At 68.1% G+C, this 20,833-nt stretch carries 20 protein-coding genes; 12 read left to right on the top strand and 8 right to left on the bottom strand.

Annotation, left to right across the window (positions count from 1 at the left end; translation table 11 throughout):
- Window positions 1-23 precede the first annotated feature (23 nt).
- The 7 genes from ABIE65_RS15965 (at window position 24) to phoB (ending at window position 7,554) form a co-directional block, all read left to right on the top strand.
- Window positions 24-1,406, top strand: a complete 1,383-nt coding sequence (locus ABIE65_RS15965; protein WP_354078997.1) for an ATP-binding protein — start codon at window positions 24-26, stop codon at window positions 1,404-1,406.
- Window positions 1,407-1,482: 76 nt separating this feature from the next.
- On the top strand, window positions 1,483-2,505 hold the full coding sequence (locus ABIE65_RS15960; protein ID WP_354078995.1) for a PstS family phosphate ABC transporter substrate-binding protein: 1,023 nt from the start codon (window positions 1,483-1,485) through the stop codon (window positions 2,503-2,505).
- A gap of 75 nt (window positions 2,506-2,580) precedes the next feature.
- Window positions 2,581-3,966, top strand: coding sequence for a phosphate ABC transporter permease subunit PstC (pstC, locus tag ABIE65_RS15955; protein ID WP_354078994.1), 1,386 nt, complete (start codon window positions 2,581-2,583; stop codon window positions 3,964-3,966).
- Window positions 3,959-5,266: a phosphate ABC transporter permease PstA gene (pstA, locus tag ABIE65_RS15950; RefSeq protein ID WP_354078992.1), complete on the top strand. Its 1,308-nt coding sequence runs from the start codon at window positions 3,959-3,961 to the stop codon at window positions 5,264-5,266. The genes pstC and pstA overlap by 8 nt, the downstream gene beginning before the upstream one ends.
- A gap of 10 nt (window positions 5,267-5,276) precedes the next feature.
- Window positions 5,277-6,068, top strand: a complete 792-nt coding sequence (gene pstB, locus ABIE65_RS15945) for a phosphate ABC transporter ATP-binding protein PstB (RefSeq protein WP_354079167.1) — start codon at window positions 5,277-5,279, stop codon at window positions 6,066-6,068.
- 35 nt (window positions 6,069-6,103) lie between these two features.
- Entirely contained in the window at window positions 6,104-6,847 is a 744-nt protein-coding gene (gene phoU, locus ABIE65_RS15940) for a phosphate signaling complex protein PhoU (protein ID WP_354078991.1), read from the top strand.
- A 2-nt stretch (window positions 6,848-6,849) separates the two neighbouring features.
- The gene (phoB, locus tag ABIE65_RS15935) at window positions 6,850-7,554 is read left to right on the top strand and encodes a phosphate regulon transcriptional regulator PhoB (protein ID WP_354078990.1); all 705 of its coding nucleotides are present in this window, start codon (window positions 6,850-6,852) and stop codon (window positions 7,552-7,554) included.
- Window positions 7,555-7,575: 21 nt separating this feature from the next.
- On the opposite strand, the gene ABIE65_RS15930 is transcribed toward phoB, so the two are convergent.
- The 3 genes from ABIE65_RS15930 to ABIE65_RS15920 form a co-directional block, all read right to left on the bottom strand.
- Window positions 7,576-8,487 (bottom strand): AEC family transporter, encoded by a 912-nt coding sequence (locus ABIE65_RS15930; RefSeq protein ID WP_354078988.1) that lies wholly within the window; start codon window positions 8,485-8,487, stop codon window positions 7,576-7,578.
- A gap of 44 nt (window positions 8,488-8,531) precedes the next feature.
- Entirely contained in the window at window positions 8,532-9,287 is a 756-nt protein-coding gene (locus ABIE65_RS15925) for an MlaA family lipoprotein (RefSeq protein ID WP_354078986.1), read from the bottom strand.
- Window positions 9,288-9,369: 82 nt separating this feature from the next.
- Window positions 9,370-10,005, bottom strand: a complete 636-nt coding sequence (locus ABIE65_RS15920; protein WP_354078984.1) for an NIPSNAP family protein — start codon at window positions 10,003-10,005, stop codon at window positions 9,370-9,372.
- Between the two features lie 154 nt (window positions 10,006-10,159).
- Here ABIE65_RS15920 and ABIE65_RS15915 point away from each other — a divergent pair, with 154 nt between their 5' ends.
- Window positions 10,160-11,368, top strand: coding sequence for a CaiB/BaiF CoA transferase family protein (locus ABIE65_RS15915; protein WP_354078983.1), 1,209 nt, complete (start codon window positions 10,160-10,162; stop codon window positions 11,366-11,368).
- A gap of 58 nt (window positions 11,369-11,426) precedes the next feature.
- Here ABIE65_RS15915 and ABIE65_RS15910 read toward each other — a convergent pair whose 3' ends face one another.
- On the bottom strand, window positions 11,427-13,262 hold the full coding sequence (locus tag ABIE65_RS15910; RefSeq protein ID WP_354078981.1) for a monovalent cation:proton antiporter-2 (CPA2) family protein: 1,836 nt from the start codon (window positions 13,260-13,262) through the stop codon (window positions 11,427-11,429).
- A gap of 34 nt (window positions 13,263-13,296) precedes the next feature.
- Window positions 13,297-13,725 (bottom strand): nuclear transport factor 2 family protein, encoded by a 429-nt coding sequence (locus ABIE65_RS15905; RefSeq protein ID WP_354078979.1) that lies wholly within the window; start codon window positions 13,723-13,725, stop codon window positions 13,297-13,299.
- Between the two features lie 180 nt (window positions 13,726-13,905).
- Here ABIE65_RS15905 and ABIE65_RS15900 point away from each other — a divergent pair, with 180 nt between their 5' ends.
- Window positions 13,906-14,676: a competence/damage-inducible protein A gene (locus tag ABIE65_RS15900; RefSeq protein ID WP_354078977.1), complete on the top strand. Its 771-nt coding sequence runs from the start codon at window positions 13,906-13,908 to the stop codon at window positions 14,674-14,676.
- A gap of 367 nt (window positions 14,677-15,043) precedes the next feature.
- Window positions 15,044-16,969, top strand: a complete 1,926-nt coding sequence (locus tag ABIE65_RS15895; RefSeq protein WP_354078976.1) for a putative bifunctional diguanylate cyclase/phosphodiesterase — start codon at window positions 15,044-15,046, stop codon at window positions 16,967-16,969.
- A gap of 133 nt (window positions 16,970-17,102) precedes the next feature.
- Here the strand turns inward: ABIE65_RS15895 and ABIE65_RS15890 are convergent, their stop codons facing one another.
- The 3 genes from ABIE65_RS15890 to ABIE65_RS15880 all read right to left on the bottom strand — a co-directional run bounded on the left by ABIE65_RS15890 (window position 17,103) and on the right by ABIE65_RS15880 (window position 19,633).
- Complete coding sequence (locus ABIE65_RS15890; RefSeq protein ID WP_354078975.1) at window positions 17,103-18,008, bottom strand: PRC-barrel domain-containing protein; 906 nt, start codon at window positions 18,006-18,008, stop codon at window positions 17,103-17,105.
- A gap of 188 nt (window positions 18,009-18,196) precedes the next feature.
- Window positions 18,197-19,018 carry an LLM class flavin-dependent oxidoreductase gene (locus ABIE65_RS15885; protein WP_354078973.1) on the bottom strand — a complete coding sequence of 274 codons (822 nt, stop codon included), beginning with the start codon at window positions 19,016-19,018 and terminating at the stop codon, window positions 18,197-18,199.
- Between the two features lie 159 nt (window positions 19,019-19,177).
- Complete coding sequence (locus ABIE65_RS15880) at window positions 19,178-19,633, bottom strand: YybH family protein (RefSeq protein WP_354078972.1); 456 nt, start codon at window positions 19,631-19,633, stop codon at window positions 19,178-19,180.
- A 188-nt stretch (window positions 19,634-19,821) separates the two neighbouring features.
- On the opposite strand from ABIE65_RS15880, the gene ABIE65_RS15875 reads away from it, so the two are divergent.
- Entirely contained in the window at window positions 19,822-20,253 is a 432-nt protein-coding gene (locus ABIE65_RS15875; RefSeq protein WP_354078971.1) for a VOC family protein, read from the top strand.
- Between the two features lie 58 nt (window positions 20,254-20,311).
- A complete protein-coding gene (locus tag ABIE65_RS15870; RefSeq protein ID WP_354078970.1) occupies window positions 20,312-20,737 on the top strand; it encodes a hypothetical protein in 426 nt (141 codons plus the stop codon).
- Window positions 20,738-20,833: the final 96 nt, after the last annotated feature.

Below are 20,833 nucleotides of genomic sequence, written 5' to 3'. Positions count from 1 at the left end.
CGGCGGCCGGCGGGACTGCACCGATGCAGCCCTTGCCCGGCCGGTTCTGGCTGGTCGCGGCGGCCGTCGCCGCGCCCGGCCTGGCGGTTCTGACGATCGGCGCAGCGGCCGGCTGGGCGCCGATCGTCGCGGCCGCCGTGGGTGCCGTTCTCGTCGCGGTCGCAGCTTGCGTCATCGCCTGGGCGGCGGTGCGCGACATGGCTGCCCTCGCCGACCGTGTCGAACTGATCGGCGCCGAGGATGGCGTGGCGCCGGCGCAGAGCCTGCTCACGCCGCTGGCCTCGGACTTGGCGCTCGGCATCGCCAGGGCGCGCCGGCGCACCTCCTCGATCCAGCGCGCCCAGGAGGCTCGTGCCGCCGCGTCCGAAGCGGTGATCGACAGCGTTCCCGAGCCGCTGATGGTGCTCGATCCGTCTAGGGTGATCACGCACGCCAACAATGCGGCGGAGACGCTGCTGGGCGGGCGTCTGGCGGGGCGCCCGCTGGCGGAGGTGATCCGCCACCCTGCCGTCCTCGACAGCGTCGCCGAGACGTTCCGCGACGGGAACAACCGCTCGGTCGAGTTCGAACTCACGGCCCCGGTCCGCCGCTACATGCGGGCGCGAGTCGCCAATCTGGCGTCGACGCTGGCGACGGGAGAGGCGCTGGTCCTCACGCTGGAGGACGAGACGGCGATGCGCCGGGCGCAGCAGATGCGCGTCGATTTCGTCGCCAACGTCAGCCACGAACTGAAGACGCCGCTCGCCACGCTGCTCGGCTTCATCGAGACCCTGCAGGGGCCGGCACGGGACGACGCCGAGGCGCGGGACCGCTTCCTCTCGATCATGCAGACCGAGTCGGCGCGGATGCGGCGGATCGTCGACGACCTGCTCTCGCTCTCGCGCATCGAGGCCGAGGAGCACAATGCGCCGACGGAAGCCGTCGATCTTCGGGACGTGCTGGAGATGACCTGTGACGTGCTCCATTTCGTCGCAGCCGAGCGCGGTTCGACCATCGACCTGCGGCTCCCGCGCGATCTTCCATCCGTCGTCGGCGACGAGGATCAGCTCGCGCAGGTGTTCCGCAACCTCATCGAGAACGCCGTGAAGTACGGCCGCGCCGGCACGGCGGTCGAGGTCGACGTTCGGGTGGACGTCGTCGGCGGGCAGAAGCAGGTTGCGGTCGGCGTGCGCGACCATGGCGAAGGCATTCCGCGCAACCACCTGCAGCGACTGACGGAACGGTTCTACCGCGTCGACGCGGCGCGCTCGCGTGAGATCGGCGGAACCGGGCTCGGCCTGGCGATCGTGAAGCACATCGTCAACCGGCACCGCGGGCGGCTGACCATCGAGAGCGATCCCGGAAAGGGAAGCGTCTTCACGGTGCATCTTCCGGTCGCCGGGAATGGCGCCGTCATCAAACCGTAACCAAACGGTCATGCTTCTGTCGGGAGACGCGGCCTACCAAGCGCCTCGGTCACACCCGCTGAACGGAGGTACTTCCGTGTTCAAGAAAACGCTCGCCACCGGCGCATTCGCGCTCCTCGCCTGCACCGCTCTCGCCGGCCAGGCATCCGCTCGCGACCAGATCCGCATCGTCGGTTCCTCGACCGTGTTCCCCTTCTCGACGGCGGTCGCCGAGCAGTTCGCCAAGACCACCAACTTCAAGGCCCCCGTGGTCGAGAGCACCGGCACCGGCGGCGGCATGAAGCTGTTCTGCGCGGGTGTCGGCACCGGCCATCCGGACATGACGAACGCGTCGCGCCGGATGAAGTCGTCCGAGTTCGAGCAGTGCCAGAAGAACGGCGTCGAAAAGATCACCGAGGTGAAGATCGGCTTCGACGGCATCGTCTTCGCGAACGACAAGAGCGGCCCCAAGGTCGACCTGACGAAGCGCGACATCTGGCTCGCACTGGCCAAGGAGATCCCGATCGACGGCAAGCTCCAGGCGAACCCCTACACCATGTGGAACCAGATTCGCTCGGATCTGCCCGCCAACAAGATCGAGGTGCTCGGCCCGCCGCCGACCTCCGGCACGCGCGACGCCTTCGTCGAAATCGTCATGGAAGAAGGCTGTGAGGAGGTCGCGGGCACCAAGGAACTCGGCCTCAAGGGCAAGAAGTGCCACATCATCCGCGAGGATGGCGTCTTCGTCGAAGCCGGTGAGAACGACAACCTGATCGTCCAGAAGCTGGCCGCGAACCCGAACGCGTTCGGCATCTTCGGCTTCAGCTTCCTCGACCAGAACGCCGACAAGGTCAAGGGCGCCACGATCGGCGGCGTCGAACCGACCTTCGAGAACATCGCCGACGGCAAGTACGGCGTGTCCCGTTCGCTCTTCTTCTATGTCAAGAACGCCCACACCGGCGTCATCCCGGGCATGAAGGAGTTCGTGGCGGAATTCACCAGCCCGGCCGCATGGGGTCCGAACGGCTACCTGTCGGACAAGGGTCTGATCCCGCTGCCGGACGCGGAGCGGAAGAAGGTCGGCGACGCAGCCAATTCGATGACGCCGCTGACCATGTAACCTGCTGACGGTGCGCGTCCGGCGGCGAAATTCCGCCGCCGGACGTCGCCGTCACCGCAAACCTGCGGGCGCTTCATGCAAGCCATTGTCTTTCTCGCCGGACTGCTCGCCCTCGCCGCCTACGGCTACTATGCCGGGCGGGGCAGGGCGATGTCGGTCGCCGGCCCGCGCCGGAGCAGCACTTCTCTCCACTCCCTGCCGTCATACTACGGCGCCTATGTCGTTTTGTGGTGCGGGCTGCCGATCTTGATCATCGGCTTCGTCTGGCTGGTCGCCGGCGGGTGGATCGCCGAACAGGCCGCCATGGCGAGCCTCCCCGGAAGCCTGACCGACGTCGATCCGGGGCGCCTGCAACTCACACTGAACGAAATTCGCAACATCGCGGCAGGCTCGCTGTTCGGCGAGCCCAGCCCAGAGGTCCGTACCGCCGCCGAAACCTATGCGACGGTGAAAGGGTTCGGCGGCTGGATCGTGGTGGCCGGCGCCCTCGTGATCGGCGCAGCCTGCGCCGCGCTGGCGCAGCGGCGCATCCGGCCTGGCCTCCGGGCGCGCAATGCCGTCGAACGAGCTGTCATGATCGCCATGATGGTCTCGTCCGGCATCGCCATCCTGACGACCGTCGGCATCGTTCTGTCGCTGCTCTTCGAGAGCATGCGCTTCTTCGCGCAGGTGCCGGTCACTGAGTTTCTCTTCGGCTTGCACTGGAGCCCGCAGACCGCCCTCCGTGCCGACCAGGCCGGGTCGTCCGGCTCCTTCGGCGCCGTGCCGATCTTCGTGGGCACCCTGCTGATCACCTTCATCGCCATGCTCGTCGCGGTGCCGATCGGCCTGCTGGCGGCGGTGTACATGTCGGAATACGCCACCCCGCGCATCCGGTCGGTGGCCAAGCCGGTTCTCGAGATCCTCGCCGGCATCCCGACCGTGGTCTACGGCTTCTTCGCCGCCCTGACGGTGGCACCCTTCTTCCGCAATGCCGGCGAAGGGATCGGGCTCAGCGTCAGCTCAGAGTCCGCGCTCGCGGCCGGGGTGGTCATGGGCATCATGATCATTCCCTTCGTCTCGTCACTGTCCGACGACGTGATGAACGCCGTGCCGCAATCGCTGCGCGACGGCTCCTATGCCCTCGGCGCGACCAAGTCGGAAACGATCAAGCAGGTCATCTTCCCCGCGGCGCTGCCCGGCATCGTGGGTGCGATCCTGCTGGCGATCAGCCGCGCGATCGGCGAGACGATGATCGTCGTCATGGCTGCTGGCCTCGCCGCCAATCTCACGGCCAACCCGTTCGAAGCGGTGACCACGGTTACCGTGCAGATCGTCACGCTGCTGGTGGGTGACCAGGAATTCGACAGTGCCAAAACCCTGGCGGCCTTCGCCCTCGGTCTGGTTCTCTTCCTCGTCACCCTGACACTCAACGTCATCGCCCTGCGGGTGGTGCGGGCATATCGAGAAAAGTATGACTGACGCGATCGTCTCGTCGGCGGGCCCCGTGGCGGGCAAGGCCGACACGGAGCGGCGCCTGCGCCGCCGTTACGCCGCGGAGCGCCGCTTCCGCATGTATGGTGCCGGCGCGATCATCGCAGCTGTGCTGGTGCTGGTGACGCTGCTCGGTTCGATCATCAGCCAGGGCTATACTGCCTTCTGGAACCACGAGATCGCCCTCAACGTCACGTTCGATCCGCAGGTGATCGATCCGCAGGGAACGCGCGATCCCGCGACGCTGTCGCGTGCGAACTACGGCCTGCTCGTCCGTGATGCGCTCCAGCGGCAGTTTCCGCAGGTCACTGGTCGCAGCGACGTGCGGCGGTTGAGCGGCATCGTCAGCAGCGGTGCCGACGGGAAGCTCCGGCGCATGGTCATGGACGACCCCTCGCTGATCGGGCGAACCGAAAGGGTCTGGGTGCTCGCGTCCGACGACATAGACACCCTGCTGAAGGGCCAGATCGACCGCGAACTGCCCGAAGGCAGCCGGCGCGTCAGCGACCAGGAGATCGCCTGGGCCGACGCTCTGGGTGAGCAGGGGGCTGTTCGCTCCTCGTTCAACACGACGCTGTTCACCGCGGCCGACAGCCGCGAGCCGGAACTGGCGGGCATCTGGGGCGCTGCGGTCGGATCCTTCTGGCTGCTGCTGACGACCCTGGTGCTCAGCTTCCCGCTCGGGGTCATGACGGCCACCTACCTCGAGGAGTTCGCGCCCAAGAACCGCTGGACCGACCTCATCGAGGTGAACATCAACAATCTGGCGGCCGTCCCGTCGATCGTGTTCGGCCTGCTCGGCTTGGCAGTCTTCCTCGGCTTCTTCGGCATGTCGCGCTCGGCACCGTTCGTCGGCGGACTGGTGCTGACGCTGATGACGCTGCCGACGATCATCATCACGACGCGCGCGGCCCTGAAATCGGTGCCGCCCTCCATCCGCGAGGCGGCACTGGGTGTCGGCGCGTCGCGCCTTCAGGTGGTGACGCATCACGTGGTTCCGCTTGCGATGCCGGGCATTCTGACCGGAACGATCATCGGGATGGCGCAGGCTCTGGGCGAAACCGCGCCGTTGCTGATGATCGGCATGGTGGCCTTCATCATCGACGTGCCGGGCGGTCCGTTCGATCCGGCGACCGCCTTGCCCGTCCAGATCTTCCTCTGGGCCGACAGTCCCGAACGTGCCTTCGTTGCGCGCACCAGCGCCGCAATCATGGTGCTCCTCGCCTTCCTCGTCCTGATGAACGCGCTTGCGGTGGTTCTGCGCAGGCGGTTCGAGCGCCGGTGGTAGAAAGATGCTGATGAATCCGAAGGACAGTACGGTGTCCACCGCCCACCCGACCAAGGTCGTCGCACGCGGCGTGAAGGTCTTCTACGGCGCGGCCGAGGCCCTGCACGGCGTCGACCTCGACGTGAAGGCGAACGAGGTGACCTCGCTGATCGGCCCCTCCGGCTGCGGCAAGTCGACGTTCCTGCGTTGCCTCAATCGGATGAACGACGTCATCGACGGCTGCCGGGTGGAGGGCAGTATCCTGCTCGACGGCGACGACATCTACTCGTCGGCGGTCGACCCGGTTCTGCTGCGCCAGCGCGTCGGCATGGTCTTCCAGAAGCCGAACCCGTTTCCGAAGTCGATCTACGACAACATCGCCTACGGGCCGCGCATCCACGGACTTGTGTCCGACCGGAACGAGCTGGACGAGGTGGTCGAGCGCAGCCTGACCAAGGCGGGCCTCTGGAACGAGGTGAAGGACCGCCTGCAGCAGCCGGGAACCGGCCTCTCCGGGGGCCAGCAGCAGCGGCTCTGCATCGCCCGCGCCATCGCTGTCAGTCCGGAACTGATCCTGATGGACGAGCCGTGCTCCGCGCTCGATCCCATCGCCACGGCGAAGGTCGAGGAACTGATGGACGAACTGCGCGCGAACTACACGATCGTCATCGTGACGCATTCGATGCAGCAGGCCGCGCGCGTGTCCCAGCGCACCGCCTTCTTCCACCTCGGCCATCTGGTCGAGGTCGGTGAGACCGAGCAAATGTTCACCAATCCGCAGGACGAGCGGACCCAGGGATACATCACCGGGCGCTTCGGCTGACCGCGCCGCCTCGGCCGAAGACAGGAGAAGGGTGCATGTCGCAACAGCACATCGTCGCGTCCTACGACGCGGAACTCAGCCGCCTGAACCAGCTCATCGCGGAGATGGGCGGCCTCGCGGAATCGCAGTTGGCGACCGCCGTCGACGCGCTGTCGCGGCGGGACAGCAAGCTCGCCGCCAACGTGGTCGCCCAGGATTCGCGGGTCGACGCGCTGGAGAACGAGGTCGACAATTTCGCCGTCCGCCTTCTGGCCCTGCGCCAGCCGATGGCGAGCGACCTGCGCAACATCGTCGGCTCCATCCGGATCGCCGCCGACCTTGAGCGCATCGCCGACTATGCGGCGAACGTCGCGAAGCGGACCATCGCGCTCAACCAGAACGCCCCCGTCGAGCCGGCGCGTGCCATCCCGCGCATGAGCCGCCTGGTCGCGGCGATGATCAAGGATGTGCTCGACGCCTATGTCGACCGCGACGTCGCCAAGGCGATCGACGTCTGGGGCCGCGACATCGAGGTCGACGACGCCTATTCCAGCCTCTTCCGCGAACTCCTCACCTACATGATGGAAGATCCGCGGAACATCACGGTGTGCACGCACCTGCTGTTCATCGCGAAGAACATCGAACGCATCGGCGACCACATCACCAACATCGCCGAGACGATCCATTTCGCCGTCTCCGGACAGCGCCTCGTGCAGGCGCGGCCGAAGACGGACGAGACGCCGTTCGCGGCGCATCCTGGCGACGCCCCCGCCGGCGCGGCCGAGTCGAAGGACGACTGACGATGCAGCCTCTGGTCCTGATCGTCGAGGACGATCCCGGCCTCGTCGAACTCCTCAAGTACAATCTGGAGAAGGCGGGATTCGGCACCGCCATCGCCCGCGACGGCGAGGAGGCGATGGTCGTTCTCGCCGAGCGTACGCCGGATCTCGTGCTGCTCGACTGGATGCTTCCGATCACTTCGGGCATCGAGGTCTGCCGGCGCATCCGGCGCCAGCCGGGCACCCGCGACCTGCCGATCATCATGCTCACGGCGCGGGGCGAAGAGGGCGACCGGGTGCGCGGGCTGGAGAGCGGCGCGGACGATTATGTGACGAAGCCGTTCAGCCCGAGCGAACTGGTGGCGCGCGTGCGCGCGGTCATCCGCCGCGCCCGCCCTGGCGTCGACGCGGAGCGGCTGGAGTTCGCCGACCTCGCCATGGACCTGGTCGCGCATCGGGTCACGCGCGGCCAGCGCCGGGTGCATCTGGGGCCGACCGAATTCCGCCTGATGCGCTACTTCCTGGAGCATCCCGGCCGGGTCTTCTCGCGCGAGCAGCTGCTGAACGCCGTCTGGGGGCACGACGTCTATGTCGAGCCGCGCACGGTCGACGTGCACATCCGCCGCCTGCGCAAGGCTATCAACGAGGCGGGCGAGCCCGACATCATCCGCACCGTGCGCGCCGCCGGCTATGCCCTCGACCAGCCGGAAGAGACGGCTGACGCCTGACCGCCGGCTTCGGGCCGCCGATCAGACGCGCGTCAGGATCACTGCGGCGGTCACCGTCAGCGGGCAGAGAATGGTACTGCCGACGACGATCGCCGAGGCGAGATCGGGGTCGCAGTCATACTCGCGGCACAGCATGGCCAGGAGAATCGCGGCCGGGATCGACGATCCGACCAGCAGGAGGTCGGCCAGCGGACCGCCGGTTCCCAGGAAGAACAGTGCGATTCCCGTCGCGACCGGTGCGGCCAGGAGGCGCAACGCGATTCCGGCACCCAGCAGACCGCGGGCGGTGAACGCGGCGCCGGCCGCGAGTTGCGCGCCGATCGCCGTCAGCGACAGCGGCGTGGCGGTCGCGCCCATCAGTTCGACCGGATAGCCGATGACCGTCGGCAGTCGCCAGTCGAGCGCGTTCAGCGCGAGGCCGAGGGCGACCGCGGGGATGAGCGGCGTACGGAAGGCGTTCAGCACGAGGCCGATGCCGCGCGCGCGACCGGCGGTCAGCAGCGGCGGTGCCACGGCGAGCACCAGCATGACGTGCAGGCTGGTCATGACGGCCTGGTGCATCACCATGTCGGCGCCGAAGGCGAGTTGCGCCAGCGGGATGCCGAAGTTGCCCGAGTTGGGGAAGGCGGCGGCCAGCGCCAGGATGCCTCGCGCGAAGGGCGGGGCGCCCATGGCACGGCCGACCAGCCAGCCGAGCGTCAGCAGGCCGAAGAACTGCACGACGGTGAAGGCAACCGTGAACTGCACCTCGCCGACCGGCAGGTCGGCTTTCGAGAGGCTGTCGACGAAGAGTGCGGGCAGCGCGCCGTAGATCACCACACGGTTCAGCGTCGTGACGTCGAAGCCGAGGCGTCGCTGGCCGAACCAGCCGAACACCATCAGGAGGATGATCGGCAGGGTGACCTCGGTGACGACCTCGAAGAGCAGCGCCATCGGTCTTTCCCGATCCGCCCCGACCCTGTCGGTGCCGCGTCGGCTCAGTCGGCGTCGGCGGCCGTGCGGTTCTCGATCTGGGCGGCGCGGCGCTGGCCGTAGACGGAACGGACGGCGGCGTAAAAGTCCAGGCTCCGTCGTCGCACGGCGTCGAGTTGGCCGAGGCTGCGGTAGCGCGAGTCGACGGCGTTGAGGCCCGCAGCCACGTAGCTCGCCGTTTCGAGGTCGGCCTCCTCTGCGGCGATTCCGACCGGGTCGATATACCAGTCGATGCCGCGGCCCGCGGCGTCGCGCAGGTTGGACGGGCCGAAGATCGGCAGCACCAGATAGGGGCCGTCGCCGAGACCCCATACCGCCAGCGTCTGGCCGGCGTCCTCCTCGTGATACGGCAGGCCGTAATGGTCGCCCGCGAGGTCGAACAGGCCGCCGACACCCAGGGTCGTGTTCATCAGGAAGCGGCCGTACGTGATCTGGGCGCGGTCCCACTCGCCCTGGGCGATGTCGTGGATGAGCGTGATCGGGCTCTTCAGGTTGTTCACGAAGTTGCGCACCGCCGTCTTGCCGACGTCCGGAACGATCTCCCGATAGCCGACCGCGGCCGGCCGCAGGATGAACGTGTCCAGCGTCAGGTTCATCGCGAAGACGTGCCGGTTCAGCGGCTCCAGCGGGTCGCTGATCTCCCCGGCGGACTCGAAGCTGGGTTGCGTCGAGGTCGCGCAGGCCGCCGATGTCAGCGTCAGCGCGAGCGCCAGGAAGAGCCGCGCACCGGGCGCGCGGAGGAGCGAACGAAGGGGACTCATGCTGGCCTCCTGCCGGCCTCGGTGCGCCACCATGGGGCGCCGGACGGGATTGGATGTCTCGAAGAACGGGCGCGCGGCGGCGTCACTTCAGCGGCGACACGGCGGTCGGGAGCATGATCACCGACTGCATCTCCGCCAGCATCGCGGTGCCCTTGCCGAGAAACGCCTGCCAGTCCGGGTCGCGCAGGGCGGCGTCCCGGGCATCGCGACGCTCCAGAAGGTCCCGATAGGCCCACAAATGCGCCACGGAGTTGGGGTCCGGGGACTCCACGGTCCAGGCGCAGACGTTGGCCGAATATTTCTCGCGGACCGGCATGATCGCCTTGAACAGCTCGGACCACGGCTTCACCGCTCCGGCATTGGCGCGATAGATCCGCAACTCATAGACGTTGCCCGCCTTGGCGGGCGCCTTGAACGGCAGGAAGGCGTTCATGAACCGGATCTCCTGGCGCGCCAGCAGCGGCCGGATCTTCGACGTGAAGCCATCGGTCCAGTCCCGGTTCTGCGACAGTTCGGCCCGCAGCCGGGTGCGCTCCTCGTAGCTCTCATATTCCCAGAGATGCCAGACTTGGTTGAGTACGCCGATCTCGGCGGTCCAGGAGCCGAGCCGCTTGCCGTAGCGGTCGCCGCGCACCTTCGAGCCGACTTCCTCCGAAAGCTTGAGATATTCGGGCATCTTGCCCGGCACGAAGGTGTAGGTGCGCAGTTCGTAGAGCATGCGTCTTCCTCGCGGGGTCGCAACGACGGCGCAGCATACACGCCTCCTGCCCGCGGGGGCAGGGGACTCGCGTGCGGATCGCGTAGGTATACCGCTCTTGCATCCGCGTGCGGACCGCGGCCTATTAGGTCGCCTCCGCAAGGGTGATCGCATCATGCCCGCTACCACACCCGCCGGCGCGCTCGCCGGCATCCGTGTCGTCGACCTGACCCGCGTGCTCGGCGGGCCGTACTGCACGCAGATCCTCGCCGATCACGGCGCCGAGGTGATCAAGGTCGAGCCGCCCCAGGGCGACGAGACCCGCGACTGGGGTCCCCCGTTCAACGAGGGCCGCGCCGCCTATTTCGAGGGCGTCAACCGCAACAAGCGCTCGCTCGGCCTCGACGTGTCCAAGCCCGAGGGCAAGGCCGTGCTGCTGCGCCTGCTCGAGACGGCCGATGTACTGATCGAGAACTTCAAGCCGGGCAGTCTGGAGAAATGGGGCCTCGGCTACGAGGAAGTGCTCTCGAAGCGCTTCCCCGGGCTCGTCCACTGCAGCGTGACGGGCTTCGGGCCCGACGGCCCGCTCGGCGGCTTCCCGGGCTACGACGCCGTCATCCAGGCGATGTCAGGCATGCTCAGCGTCAACGGCTCGCCGGAGAGCGGTCCGGTGCGGGTCGGCACGCCGATGGTCGACATGGGCACCGGCCTGAACGCCGTGATCGGCATCCTGATGGCGATCATCGAGCGCGGCCGTTCGGGGAGGGGCCAGCATCTCGACGTGACCCTCTACGACTGCGCCGTGTCGCTGCTGCATCCCCAGGGCGCGAACTATCTGATGTCCGGCAAGGCGCCGGTCATCACCGGCAACGCGCATCCGAACATCTATCCCTACGACGTGTTCCAGTCGGGAACGAAGCCGGTGTTTCTCGCCATCGGGAACAACGGGCAGTTCCGCCGCCTGTGCGCGGCGATCGGGGCGCCGGAGCTGTCGGACGATCCGCGCTATGCGGACAACGCCCTGCGTTCGGAGAACCGCGCGACGCTGAAGCCCGCGATCGAGGCGAAGCTGTCCGCTCTCGACGGCGACGAGCTGTGCGATCGGCTGCTCCGCGAGATGGTGCCGGCCGGCCCGGTCAATGCGATCCCCGAGGTGATGACGGCGCCGCACACGGTCCATCGCAAGATGCGGGTCGAACTCGACGGGTATCAGGCCACCGGCATTCCGGTGAAGATGAGCCGCACGCCGGGCTCGGTCCGCGCGAAGCCGCCGGAGTATGGTGCGGACGGCCGCGACGTGCTGCATCACGCCGGCTATACCGACGCCGAGATCGCCAAGCTGATCGACGGCGGCGTGGTCCTGGAGCGGCGCAGGACCTCCTGACGCACCGGCATCCGCGCGGCATGGGCAGCCGCTGACCGGCGACGAGGGTGCGGGCGGCCTATTCGGCCGCCTGCCGTTCCGGCTGCGTCTCGCGGGCGGCGTCCTGGGCGAACAGTTCTTCCAACTCCTCGGCCGCCTGCTTCGCCAGATAGATCAGGCGCTGCTCGTCGGTGTGGTGCTTCTGCGACCGGCGCAGATGCTCGATGTCGTGCTCACGGAAGGTCTCGACCGCGCGTGCCGCCTCGCCGTCGGTCAGGCCGACGCATTCCAGTACCTGGCGCGCCATGACCAGGCTGGAGTGGAACGTCTCGCGCTCGATCAGTTCGATGCCGAGATCCATCAGCCGGTAGGCGTGGCGGCGGTCACGGGCGCGCGCGTAGATCGGCAGGTCCGGAAAGTGTTCGCGGACCACCCGCGCCGTCGCGAGTGAGCGCTCCACGTCGTCGACGGTCAGGACGAAGGCGCTCGCCTTGTCGATGCCCATCGCGCGGAGGATGTCGAGGCGAGAGGAGTCGCCGTAATAGACCTTGGCGCCGAACCGTCGCATGAAGTCGATCTGCTGCGGGTTCGACTCCAACGCGGCGAACGGGATCTTTTTCGCCACCAGGATGCGCCCGATCATCTGCCCGACGCGGCCGAAGCCGGCGATGATCACCAGCGGCTCCTCGCGCGGCGGCGTGTCGTATTCGGGGCGGTCGCGCGCGGTGCGGCGGGCATCGAGGGCCTCCACCGCGATGTACAGCAGCGGCGTGGTCAGCATCGAGACCGAGACGACCAGGATGACGATGTCCGCCGTGCGTTGGTCGAGGATGTAGGCGCCGACCGCCGCCGACAGCAGCACGAAGGCGAACTCGCCACCCTGGGAGATGACGGTCGCCAAGCGCAGCGCGGCCATCGGCGCCATCTTCGTCCGCCGGGCGAGACCATAGATCGCCGCGGCCTTGATGGTCACCAGCCCTGTGACCAAACCCAGGATCGCCAGCGGCATCTCGGCGAGGAGGCCGAGATTGACCGCCATGCCGACGGCGATGAAGAACAGGCCGAGCAGCAGGCCCTCGAACGGCTCGATATGCACCTGCAGGGCGTGCCGGTACTCGGAGTCTGCCAGCAGCACGCCCGCGATGAAGGCGCCCAGCCCCATGGAGAGGCCGGCCCATTCCATCAGCATCGCAGCACCGACCACCGTCAGCAGCGAGAGCGCGATGAAAACTTCGTTGGTGTCGGCGCGCGCCACGACGCGCAGGGCGTATCGCAGGCCGTAGCGCCCGAGAACCACCAGTGCGGCGATCGCCACGAGCGCCTTGGCGACGTCGCCCCATTCCGGCGCCGCCTCGCCCACCGCCAGCAGCGGCAGCAACGCCAGCATCGGTATGACAGCGATGTCCTGCAACAGGAGGATCGAGAAGGCGCCGCGGCCATGCCGTGTCGCCAACTGGTTCTTCTCCGCCAGGATCTGCAGGGCGAAGGCGGTGGACGACAGCGACAGGGCGAACCCGAGCACCAGCGACTCGGCGATCCCGAGGCCGAGAACCAGACAGGCCCCTACCAGCGGTACCGTCGTGACGAGCAGCTGCCCGACGCCGAGTCCCAGGATCTGCCGCCGCATGATCAGCAGGCGCCGCGGCTGGAGTTCCAGGCCGATCAGGAACAGCAGCATAACGACGCCGAACTCGGCGAAGTGCAGGATCGAATCGACATCGTAGACGAGGCCGAAGCCGAAGGGGCCGATCGCGACCCCGGCGACGAGGTAGCCGATCACCGCGCCCAGCCCGAGCCAGCGGGTGATCGGCACGGCCACCACGGCCGCCGCGAGGAAGATCGCCAGTTCGACGAAGGTAAGGCTCACGACATGCTTCTTTCCGGATCCGAGCGCCTTCTCGGCCGGAAGCAGCATAGCATGCCCTTTCGGACCGCCTCACGGTCTCCCGTCAGGCGGGCCGCTGCTCCTCCGCGGGTGCGGCGAGTGTCCGGGCCACGAGACCGGTGTCGTAGTACTCGGTGAAACGCACGATCTTTCCGTCGCGTACCCGGAGGATGTCGGCCTTCTCGGCAGCCAGCGGGAGGCCGTTCGTCCGCAGCCGGGCCGTGATCCGGGCGACGACCGCGGCGCGGTCGCCTTGGACGATGATGTCGAGGACTTCGAACGTCTCGACGGCGACCGTCTCGGCCACCCGTGCAAAGAACTGCCCGACCTGATCATGCCCGGAGAACCGGCCAGCCCAGGGGAGCGCATCGTCGGCGCCCTGTGATGTCCATTCGATATCGTCCGCCAGTCCGGCGAAGACCGTCTGCAGGTCGCCACGGCCGTAGGCCTCATAGGTACGCCGGATAAGGCGAGCGGTTTCCTCGGTGCTCATGACGGGGACTCCCGGTTGCAGCGCAGGGCGATCATCGCACGTAAAGCGTCCGGCGGCACGTCGCGTCGTGCGCTCGGATACGACGGCCGGCGGACCGCAGGCATCGAAGCGGCACGGTCGCTGGCACCCTCCGCCTCACGGCGATATGCTTGCCGTCGCCTTCCGCGACCGGGTTCCGCCATGTCCGACAGTTCCGATACCGTCACCGCCGCGCTCTGCATCATCGGCAACGAGATCCTCTCCGGCCGGGTGCAGGACGCGAACCTCGCCTTCCTCGGGCAGGGCCTGAACGAGGTCGGCGTGCAGTTGCGCGAGGTGCGCGTCGTCCCGGACATCGAGGACGAGATCGTGGCGGCGGTGAATGCGCTTCGGGCGCGCTACACCTACGTCTTCACGACCGGCGGCATCGGCCCGACGCACGACGACATCACGCCGGAATCGGTCGCCAAGGCGTTTGGACGGCGGGCGGTTCATCATCCGGTCGCCTATGCGCGGCTCGAGGAATGGTACCGCAACAACGACCGCGAGTTCACCGAGGCGCGTAAGCGCATGACGCTGATGCCCGAAGGGGCGGAACTGGTGGACAACGCCGTATCCATCGCGCCCGGCTTCCGGGTCGAGAACGTCTTCGTCATGGCCGGCGTGCCGCAGATCATGCGGGCGATGTTCGAGGCGGCGAAGCCGTTGCTGCGCGGCGGTAAGACGGTGCGCTCGCGGACCATCGGCACTCGCGTGGTGGAAGGCGTGCTGGCCGGCCCGCTCGGCGAGATCCAGAAGCGCTTCCCGCACTCTGACATCGGATCCTATCCCTACTACGGCGCACCTGGCGGCAACGGGGTCAACCTCGTCGTCCGCAGCACGGATCCGGCCGACCTCGACGCCGCCGGCGACGCCATCGTGGCGATGATCCGCGACCTCGGCGGCGACGTTCTGGACGACGTGCGCGGCTGAGGGAGGGCCGTCCTGGCCCGGGTGCTCATCCCTCGCTCTTCCCGGTGCGGCCCGCGTCTCTCCGAGGCGCGGCAGCGCCGCGTCGCCGCACATCCTGCTCCCCGTCTTTCTGCTTCCCGTCTTTTTTTCGGCGCATTCCTCGGCTTTGTCCGTCTCGGCGTCGCGCGTCCGATGCGGAGAGGGCACCGGGGCATCGGTGGTTCGTGTAAAATTTTATTCAATATACAATAAAACGAGCTGAATTGACAATCTATCCTAGCGGACATTCAGTAACGACTTCTTATCTTTTTCCGATGGACCATGTATTTAATGTCCGTATCTTTTGAGGCGAAGCGGTAGCCCCATGGCGCAGTTGCCCGAGCCTGGTTTGGCGAAGAGAAATCCCGCCACGGGTGATCAATCCGCCGCCGTCCTCGAATGGCTCGGTGCGGCCGTTCCCGGCTTCACGCTGTTCCGCGCCCGTGCGGACGGAACGCTCGCGTCGGTGTCCGATACGTGGCAGGCCGTGACGGGGCTGGAGCCGGAGACCTGCATCGGGCGGCTGCTCGCCGATCTCGTCGATCCCCGTGATCGCGTGCGGGTCGAGCGGCTGCTGGAGCGGGGCCCGGGCGCCTCGTCCGGAGAAGCGCGCTTCAGCATACCCGCTCCAGACGGCGAGGGCCGGCTCGTGATGGCGATGCGCGGCCCGGATCTGTCCGGCGACCATGGGCGGGACGTCGTCGGAATCATGCGCGACGTGACGGCCGAACGCGCCATCGAGCGCCAACTCGCGGCCGCCTACTCGTACGACATGCTCACCTCCATTCCGAACCGGACGCTGTTCATGGACCGGCTCGGCGAGGCGGTGCGGGCGGCGCGCGCATCGGGTGAAGGGCTCGCGCTGCTGGTGTGCGACATCGATCGCTTCCGCGCTGTCAACGAGACCGCCGGGCACCGCACGGCCGACGAACTGCTCCGCATCGTCGCGCGACGGCTGGAACGGCAGATTCGCGGCGGCGACATGATCGGGCGCATCGGCGCCGACGAGTTCGGCATCATCCAGTCCGGCGTGCGCAGTCAGGCGGACACGGAGAGCCTGGCGGAGCGTCTGACGTTCGTCCTCGCCAAGCCGTACCGGGCCGAGGGCATCCGCATGCGGGCCTCCTGCTCGATCGGCATCTCGATGCTCGCCGCCGAGGCCAGCGCCGAGAGCATGCTGACCGAGGCGATGAGTGCGCTGACCCAGGCGAAGCGCGTCGGCCGGGGACAGGTTCGCTTCGCCGATCCGGAGGCGGAGAGCGAGGTCAGGGAGACGCATTCGCTCGAGGACGATCTGCTCCAGGCGATCGACGAAGCGGGCCTGACACTGCACTTCCAGCCCGTGGTCGATCTCGCGACCGGGCGCATCTCGGGCGCCGAGGCCCTGCTGCGCTGGCCGCATCCGGAGCGGGGTTTCGTCGAGCCTTCGCGTTTCGTGCCGCTCGCCGAAGCGACGGGCGCCATCCGCCCGCTCGGCGCGTGGGTGCTCGATGCCGCCTGTGCCACGCTGCGCCGCTGGGACGCCGCCGGGCTCGACAACCTGACCGTCGCGGTCAACGTCTCCGCCGCGCAGTTCCGGGATGCCGGCGTCTACGAGGCCGTGACCGCCGCACTGGACAGGAACCGTGTCGATCCGCGGCGCCTGGAGATCGAGATTACCGAGACGGCGATGCTCGAGGACCGTGCCGGCGATGCACTGCCGCAGCTCGCCGCTCTGGCGCGACGCGGCGTCCAGATCGTCATCGACGACTTCGGCATGGGCTACGGCACGCTGACCTATCTTCGTGCCTTTCCCGTGTCGAAGATCAAGATCGACCGGGCGTTCATCGGTGCGGTCATGGACGACCCGCGCGACGCGGCGATCGTCCGCGGCGTCGCCGCGCTCGGCTCCAGCCTGGGACTGCGTGTCCAGCCGGAAGGTGTCGAAACGGCCGAGCAGCTTCGCTTCGTCCAGGAACTCGGCTGTACGGAAGCGCAGGGCTATCTGTTCAGCCGCGCGCTGCCGGAAGAGGATTTCGTTCGCTTCATCAGCGACTGGGAGCAGCGCCGCGCGTCGGTTCCCGCGTCGGTCGGCGACGTGCCGGCACTCGTCCGCCGTCTTGCGGCGGGATCGCCGGTCGCCGACGCGCCGGGTGATCCCGGAAGTGTGGCGCCGGACATCCACGATGTGCCGCACGTGGCGCGGGCGCCGGGTTGGGAGCGCGCATTCGTGCTGGCCGCCTCCCTGGTGAGCCTGTGGACGGCCGCCGGTGCCATGCTCTGGCTGATCGTGTGAGCAGCCCCGCAAGCCGATCCGCTCCGGGGCGTCGCCCCGCGCGGACGGCAGAGCAGGCGTCTGGCTGCGGAAAGAGGGCGGCGCCGATGCGCCGCCGCCCTCTCGATCGTCCGGGTCGCGACCGGAGCGTGGGCTATTTGTCCAATGTCTTGTCCCAATAGGCGTCGGTATCGGCCGCTTCGCTCGACATCGTGCCGTCGTAGGTCGGCGCCTGTTCCATCGCCTGCTCGCTGACCGGCAGCACCAGGGTGTTCATGCCCGGCGTCGCGCGAAGCTTGTTCCATGGGACCGCGACGCGGTCTTCGCCCATGCCGAGAAAGCCGCCGCGCGAGACGATCACGCGCTTAACGTCGCCGGTCGCCGGATCGAGGACAACATCTTCGACTTCGCCGAGGTCCTCGTCCTGCGCATTGCGCAGGTCGGAGCCGATGATGTCTTCGATCCGTACCGCGGACGCCATTTCGGAAACCGGCTTGGCGTTGACGATCTCGGCCTGGCGCCAGTCGCTGATCTGCTGCGGCTGAACGCCCATCCCCTCGAGTTGTTGGGCATACTCCCGATACGTGGTGCGCGTGGCGTCGAGCACTTCGCGGCAGGCCTCTTCGTTGCCCCGCTGCGCGAGGATGTCGGCCGCCCGGTAGAGCGTGCGCATCTCGACGTGCGGGCGGGTCTCCCATCCGACGTCACCCCAGGGGCCCATCGTGCGACCTGCGGCGGAAGGGGTGGCCGTGGCACCCGGCGCGGCGACGGTGGTGCCGTAGCTGCGATAGCCGGACAGCCAGTATCCATCCTCCTGCATCGTCTGCCCCAGCGCGGTCAGATCCTGGCGGCATTGACTCGATGCACCCGCGGTGGCCTGACCGCCGGCGCTCCGCCCGTGGATCGTGCCGCCGGGCTGACTGGCTTGGCTTGCCGAGCCGGCTTGCGTGGCCTGAGAAGATGCGGCTTTATCCGCTGCGGTATTCGCCGCGTGTCCGGTCTGTGCAAATAGAAGAACTGAAGCGATTGCGCTGCTGACAGTGATGGTGCGTGCAGTCATTACGGCACCTCCATGCTTCCGGGCAATTGATCTCCCGCGCCGGCTCATTGGCCGTAGCGATGCCCTGCGTAACCAGCGAAGACCGGACCTGTTCCAAAAAACCGCAGTTCGGCTGCAGTCCGATATCGGCTGGCCCGGGTTGCGGTTTGCGGCGACGGGAATGTGCGACGTCCCTCGTGTGTTCTCGACTACAGGAGCTGGCGGATCGCCTCGAGCTGGTGGGGGGCGTCAGCAGGCGCGATCAGCAGGACATCGTCGAAGCCCAGATCCGCGAGGCGCATCAGGCGCTCGCGGGCTTCGGCCGGCGTGCATATCAGCGAGATTTTCGAATGGGCGCCGAGCGGGGTGACCTTCGGTTCGTCGCGGATGTCGATCGAGACGTTGGCGACCGCGGCCCGCTTGCCGCCGGCCGCCCGGTAGAGTCCGATGCCGCGCTCCAGATCCTCCCATGAGCTGTGGATGCCCGAGGCGAGCCAGCCCTCGCATTCCTGTGCGGCACGTTCGATCCAGCGCTGGCTGCGCCATGCGCCGAGCAAGATCGGCGGCGCGGCAGGCATGCCCGTCCAGGGTGCCAGGGTGACGCCCGCGACCGGCTCGCCGCGCCACACGGCGCGCATCGTGTCGAGTACCTCCGGAAGAGCACGAAAGCGGCTCTCATAGTCCGCGCCGAACAGGCTGAAGTCCGCCTGCGTCGAGCCGGTCCCGACACCGAGGCGCAGCCGCCCGCCCGCCAGCGCGTCGAGCGAGCGGATGCGGTGGGCCGCATCGACCGGCGGCCGGATCGGCACCTGCAGCACGCATGTGCCCAGTTCGATGCTCTCGGTCACCGCTGCCGCCGCGGACAGGGCGATCAGGGGATCGAGCGAGGCTGGTCCGCGGCCGACGGAATCGGTCATCCAGAGGCCGGCGAAGCCCAGCGCCTCGACCCGCCGGGCGGTATCGACGATGCGACGCACGGGCGTTCCCGCGGCGGTGTTCTGAACCGGCAGGAATACGATGCCCAGTCTCATGATGGCTCTCCCGATGCGGCCGGACGGGCTGCGGCCACATGCTGACCGACATCGGCCGATTGCGAAAGCACCCGGCGCACCGGACGTCGCTCTCTCGTCGTGGTTATCGCGCCGTTCGGTCGTGATCGAGCCGCGCGGCGCCGCCGTGACCGCAGGCCCTCACGGGGTCAGTTCGAACAGCGCCTTGCCGCTCTCCATGTCGAAGGGGGCGGAGAAGTGCTCGTGCGCGATCTTCCACTGGCCGGCCAGCCTGCGGTATCCCGCGCTCATCCGCATCCAGCTCGCCTGCTCCTGGCCGTTGGGGCCGACGCCGCCGCAGCGGATCAGGCAATGGGCAAAGCCCACGTCGCCGTCCGCCGACGCCGTGATGTCGCCGGGGTCGAAGATCATGCCGCCGCACATGCTCATGCAGAACGCCCAGTGATCGCGATAGGCCGGCTTGCCGACGAACTGCAGTTGCGCGATGGCGTCATAGGCGATCACGTCGTCGGCGTAGAAGGCCATGATCCGATCGACGTCGGCCGAACGGACCGCGGCCGCCCAGTTCTCTATGAGCGCGCGGATGCCGCTTTCGGCAGACTCCGGCGCTTCCTTCGTGGCGAGTGTCGCCGTCATCGTGCTTCTCCTCGTCCTGTTCCGGAGGGGCGAGACGCCGGTCTCCGGTCGATTGGCGTTGACATAAACGTTGATATCAACATTACTGGGCGCCGTCAAAGCCGCTGCGCGGAGTGGGTGAAGCAACGCGACGCCGGCGGCGCGAAGGTCGGCCGACGTGGCACGGCCGTATCCGAAGGAGACCTGCCGTGACCGTCCAGCCCTACCTGTTCTTCAACGGCCGCTGCGAAGAGGCGATCGCCTTCTACCGCACGGCGCTCGACGCCGAGGTCCAGGAGCTGATGCGCTTCAAGGACGCGCCGCCCGATCCGACGGGCAAGCCGGTCGAAGGCTGCGCGCCCCCGCCCGGGTCCGAGGACAAGATCATGCATTGCGGCCTGCTCATCGGCGGCGCCCTGGTGATGGCGTCGGACGGGATGAGCCAGGGGGACGCGACGTTCCAGGGCTTCTCGCTCGCCGTGTCCGTCGCCGACGAGGCGACCGCGCGCCGATACTTCCACGCCCTCGCCGAGGGCGGGCAGGTGCAGATGCCCCTGGGTCCGACCTTCTTCGCCAAGATTTTCGGCGTGGTCGCCGACAGGTTCGGCGTGTCCTGGATGATCCTCGTCCCGACGGCGTAGCGTGCGGGCGGCGATCCGCTTCGTTGACCGGCGAGCCGCTCCGGCCTAGAAACGGATCGTGTCCGCCACCGCGATCATCGACGCGCTCCGCACGAGGCTGTGGCTCGCCTGCATGCTGCTGGCGGTGCTGACGGTCTCGTCCCTATCCGTGTCCGTTGCCCGGATGCCGCCCGCTTCCGAGATGCTGCCGTGCCACGCCGCCAGCGGACCCGGCGGCCTGCACCATGGGCTCGATGCGGCGCATGACGGGGCGGGCCACGCCTCGCCACAACCTTCGGGCGACGCCGGGCACCAGACGCCGGCAGCGCCCGATCACGCCATGATGGCCTGCTGCACGCTGGCCTGCGGCCACGCGGCGATAGAGGCCTGTCCCACACAGATCGCCCGCCGCGCAACGATCGTGGCGTCGGCGCCGGGCCGCCTCGCATGGACATGGCAGCACGCCCATTCCCGTCTCGACAGGCCGCCGCGCGGCGCTGCCTGACCGCCGCACAGGCGGCGACGTCGGGACGAGTCCGCCAGCGTGCATGCGCCACGCCGCCGCGGAACCGTCCTCTCCCATCGAGACACATTCGCGACG

The sequence above is a fragment of the Constrictibacter sp. MBR-5 genome, assembly GCF_040549485.1.
GTDB lineage: Bacteria > Pseudomonadota > Alphaproteobacteria > JAJUGE01 > JAJUGE01 > Constrictibacter.
Note: the sequence above shows the minus strand (reverse complement) of the source record. Positions and strands in the feature narration are given on the sequence as shown.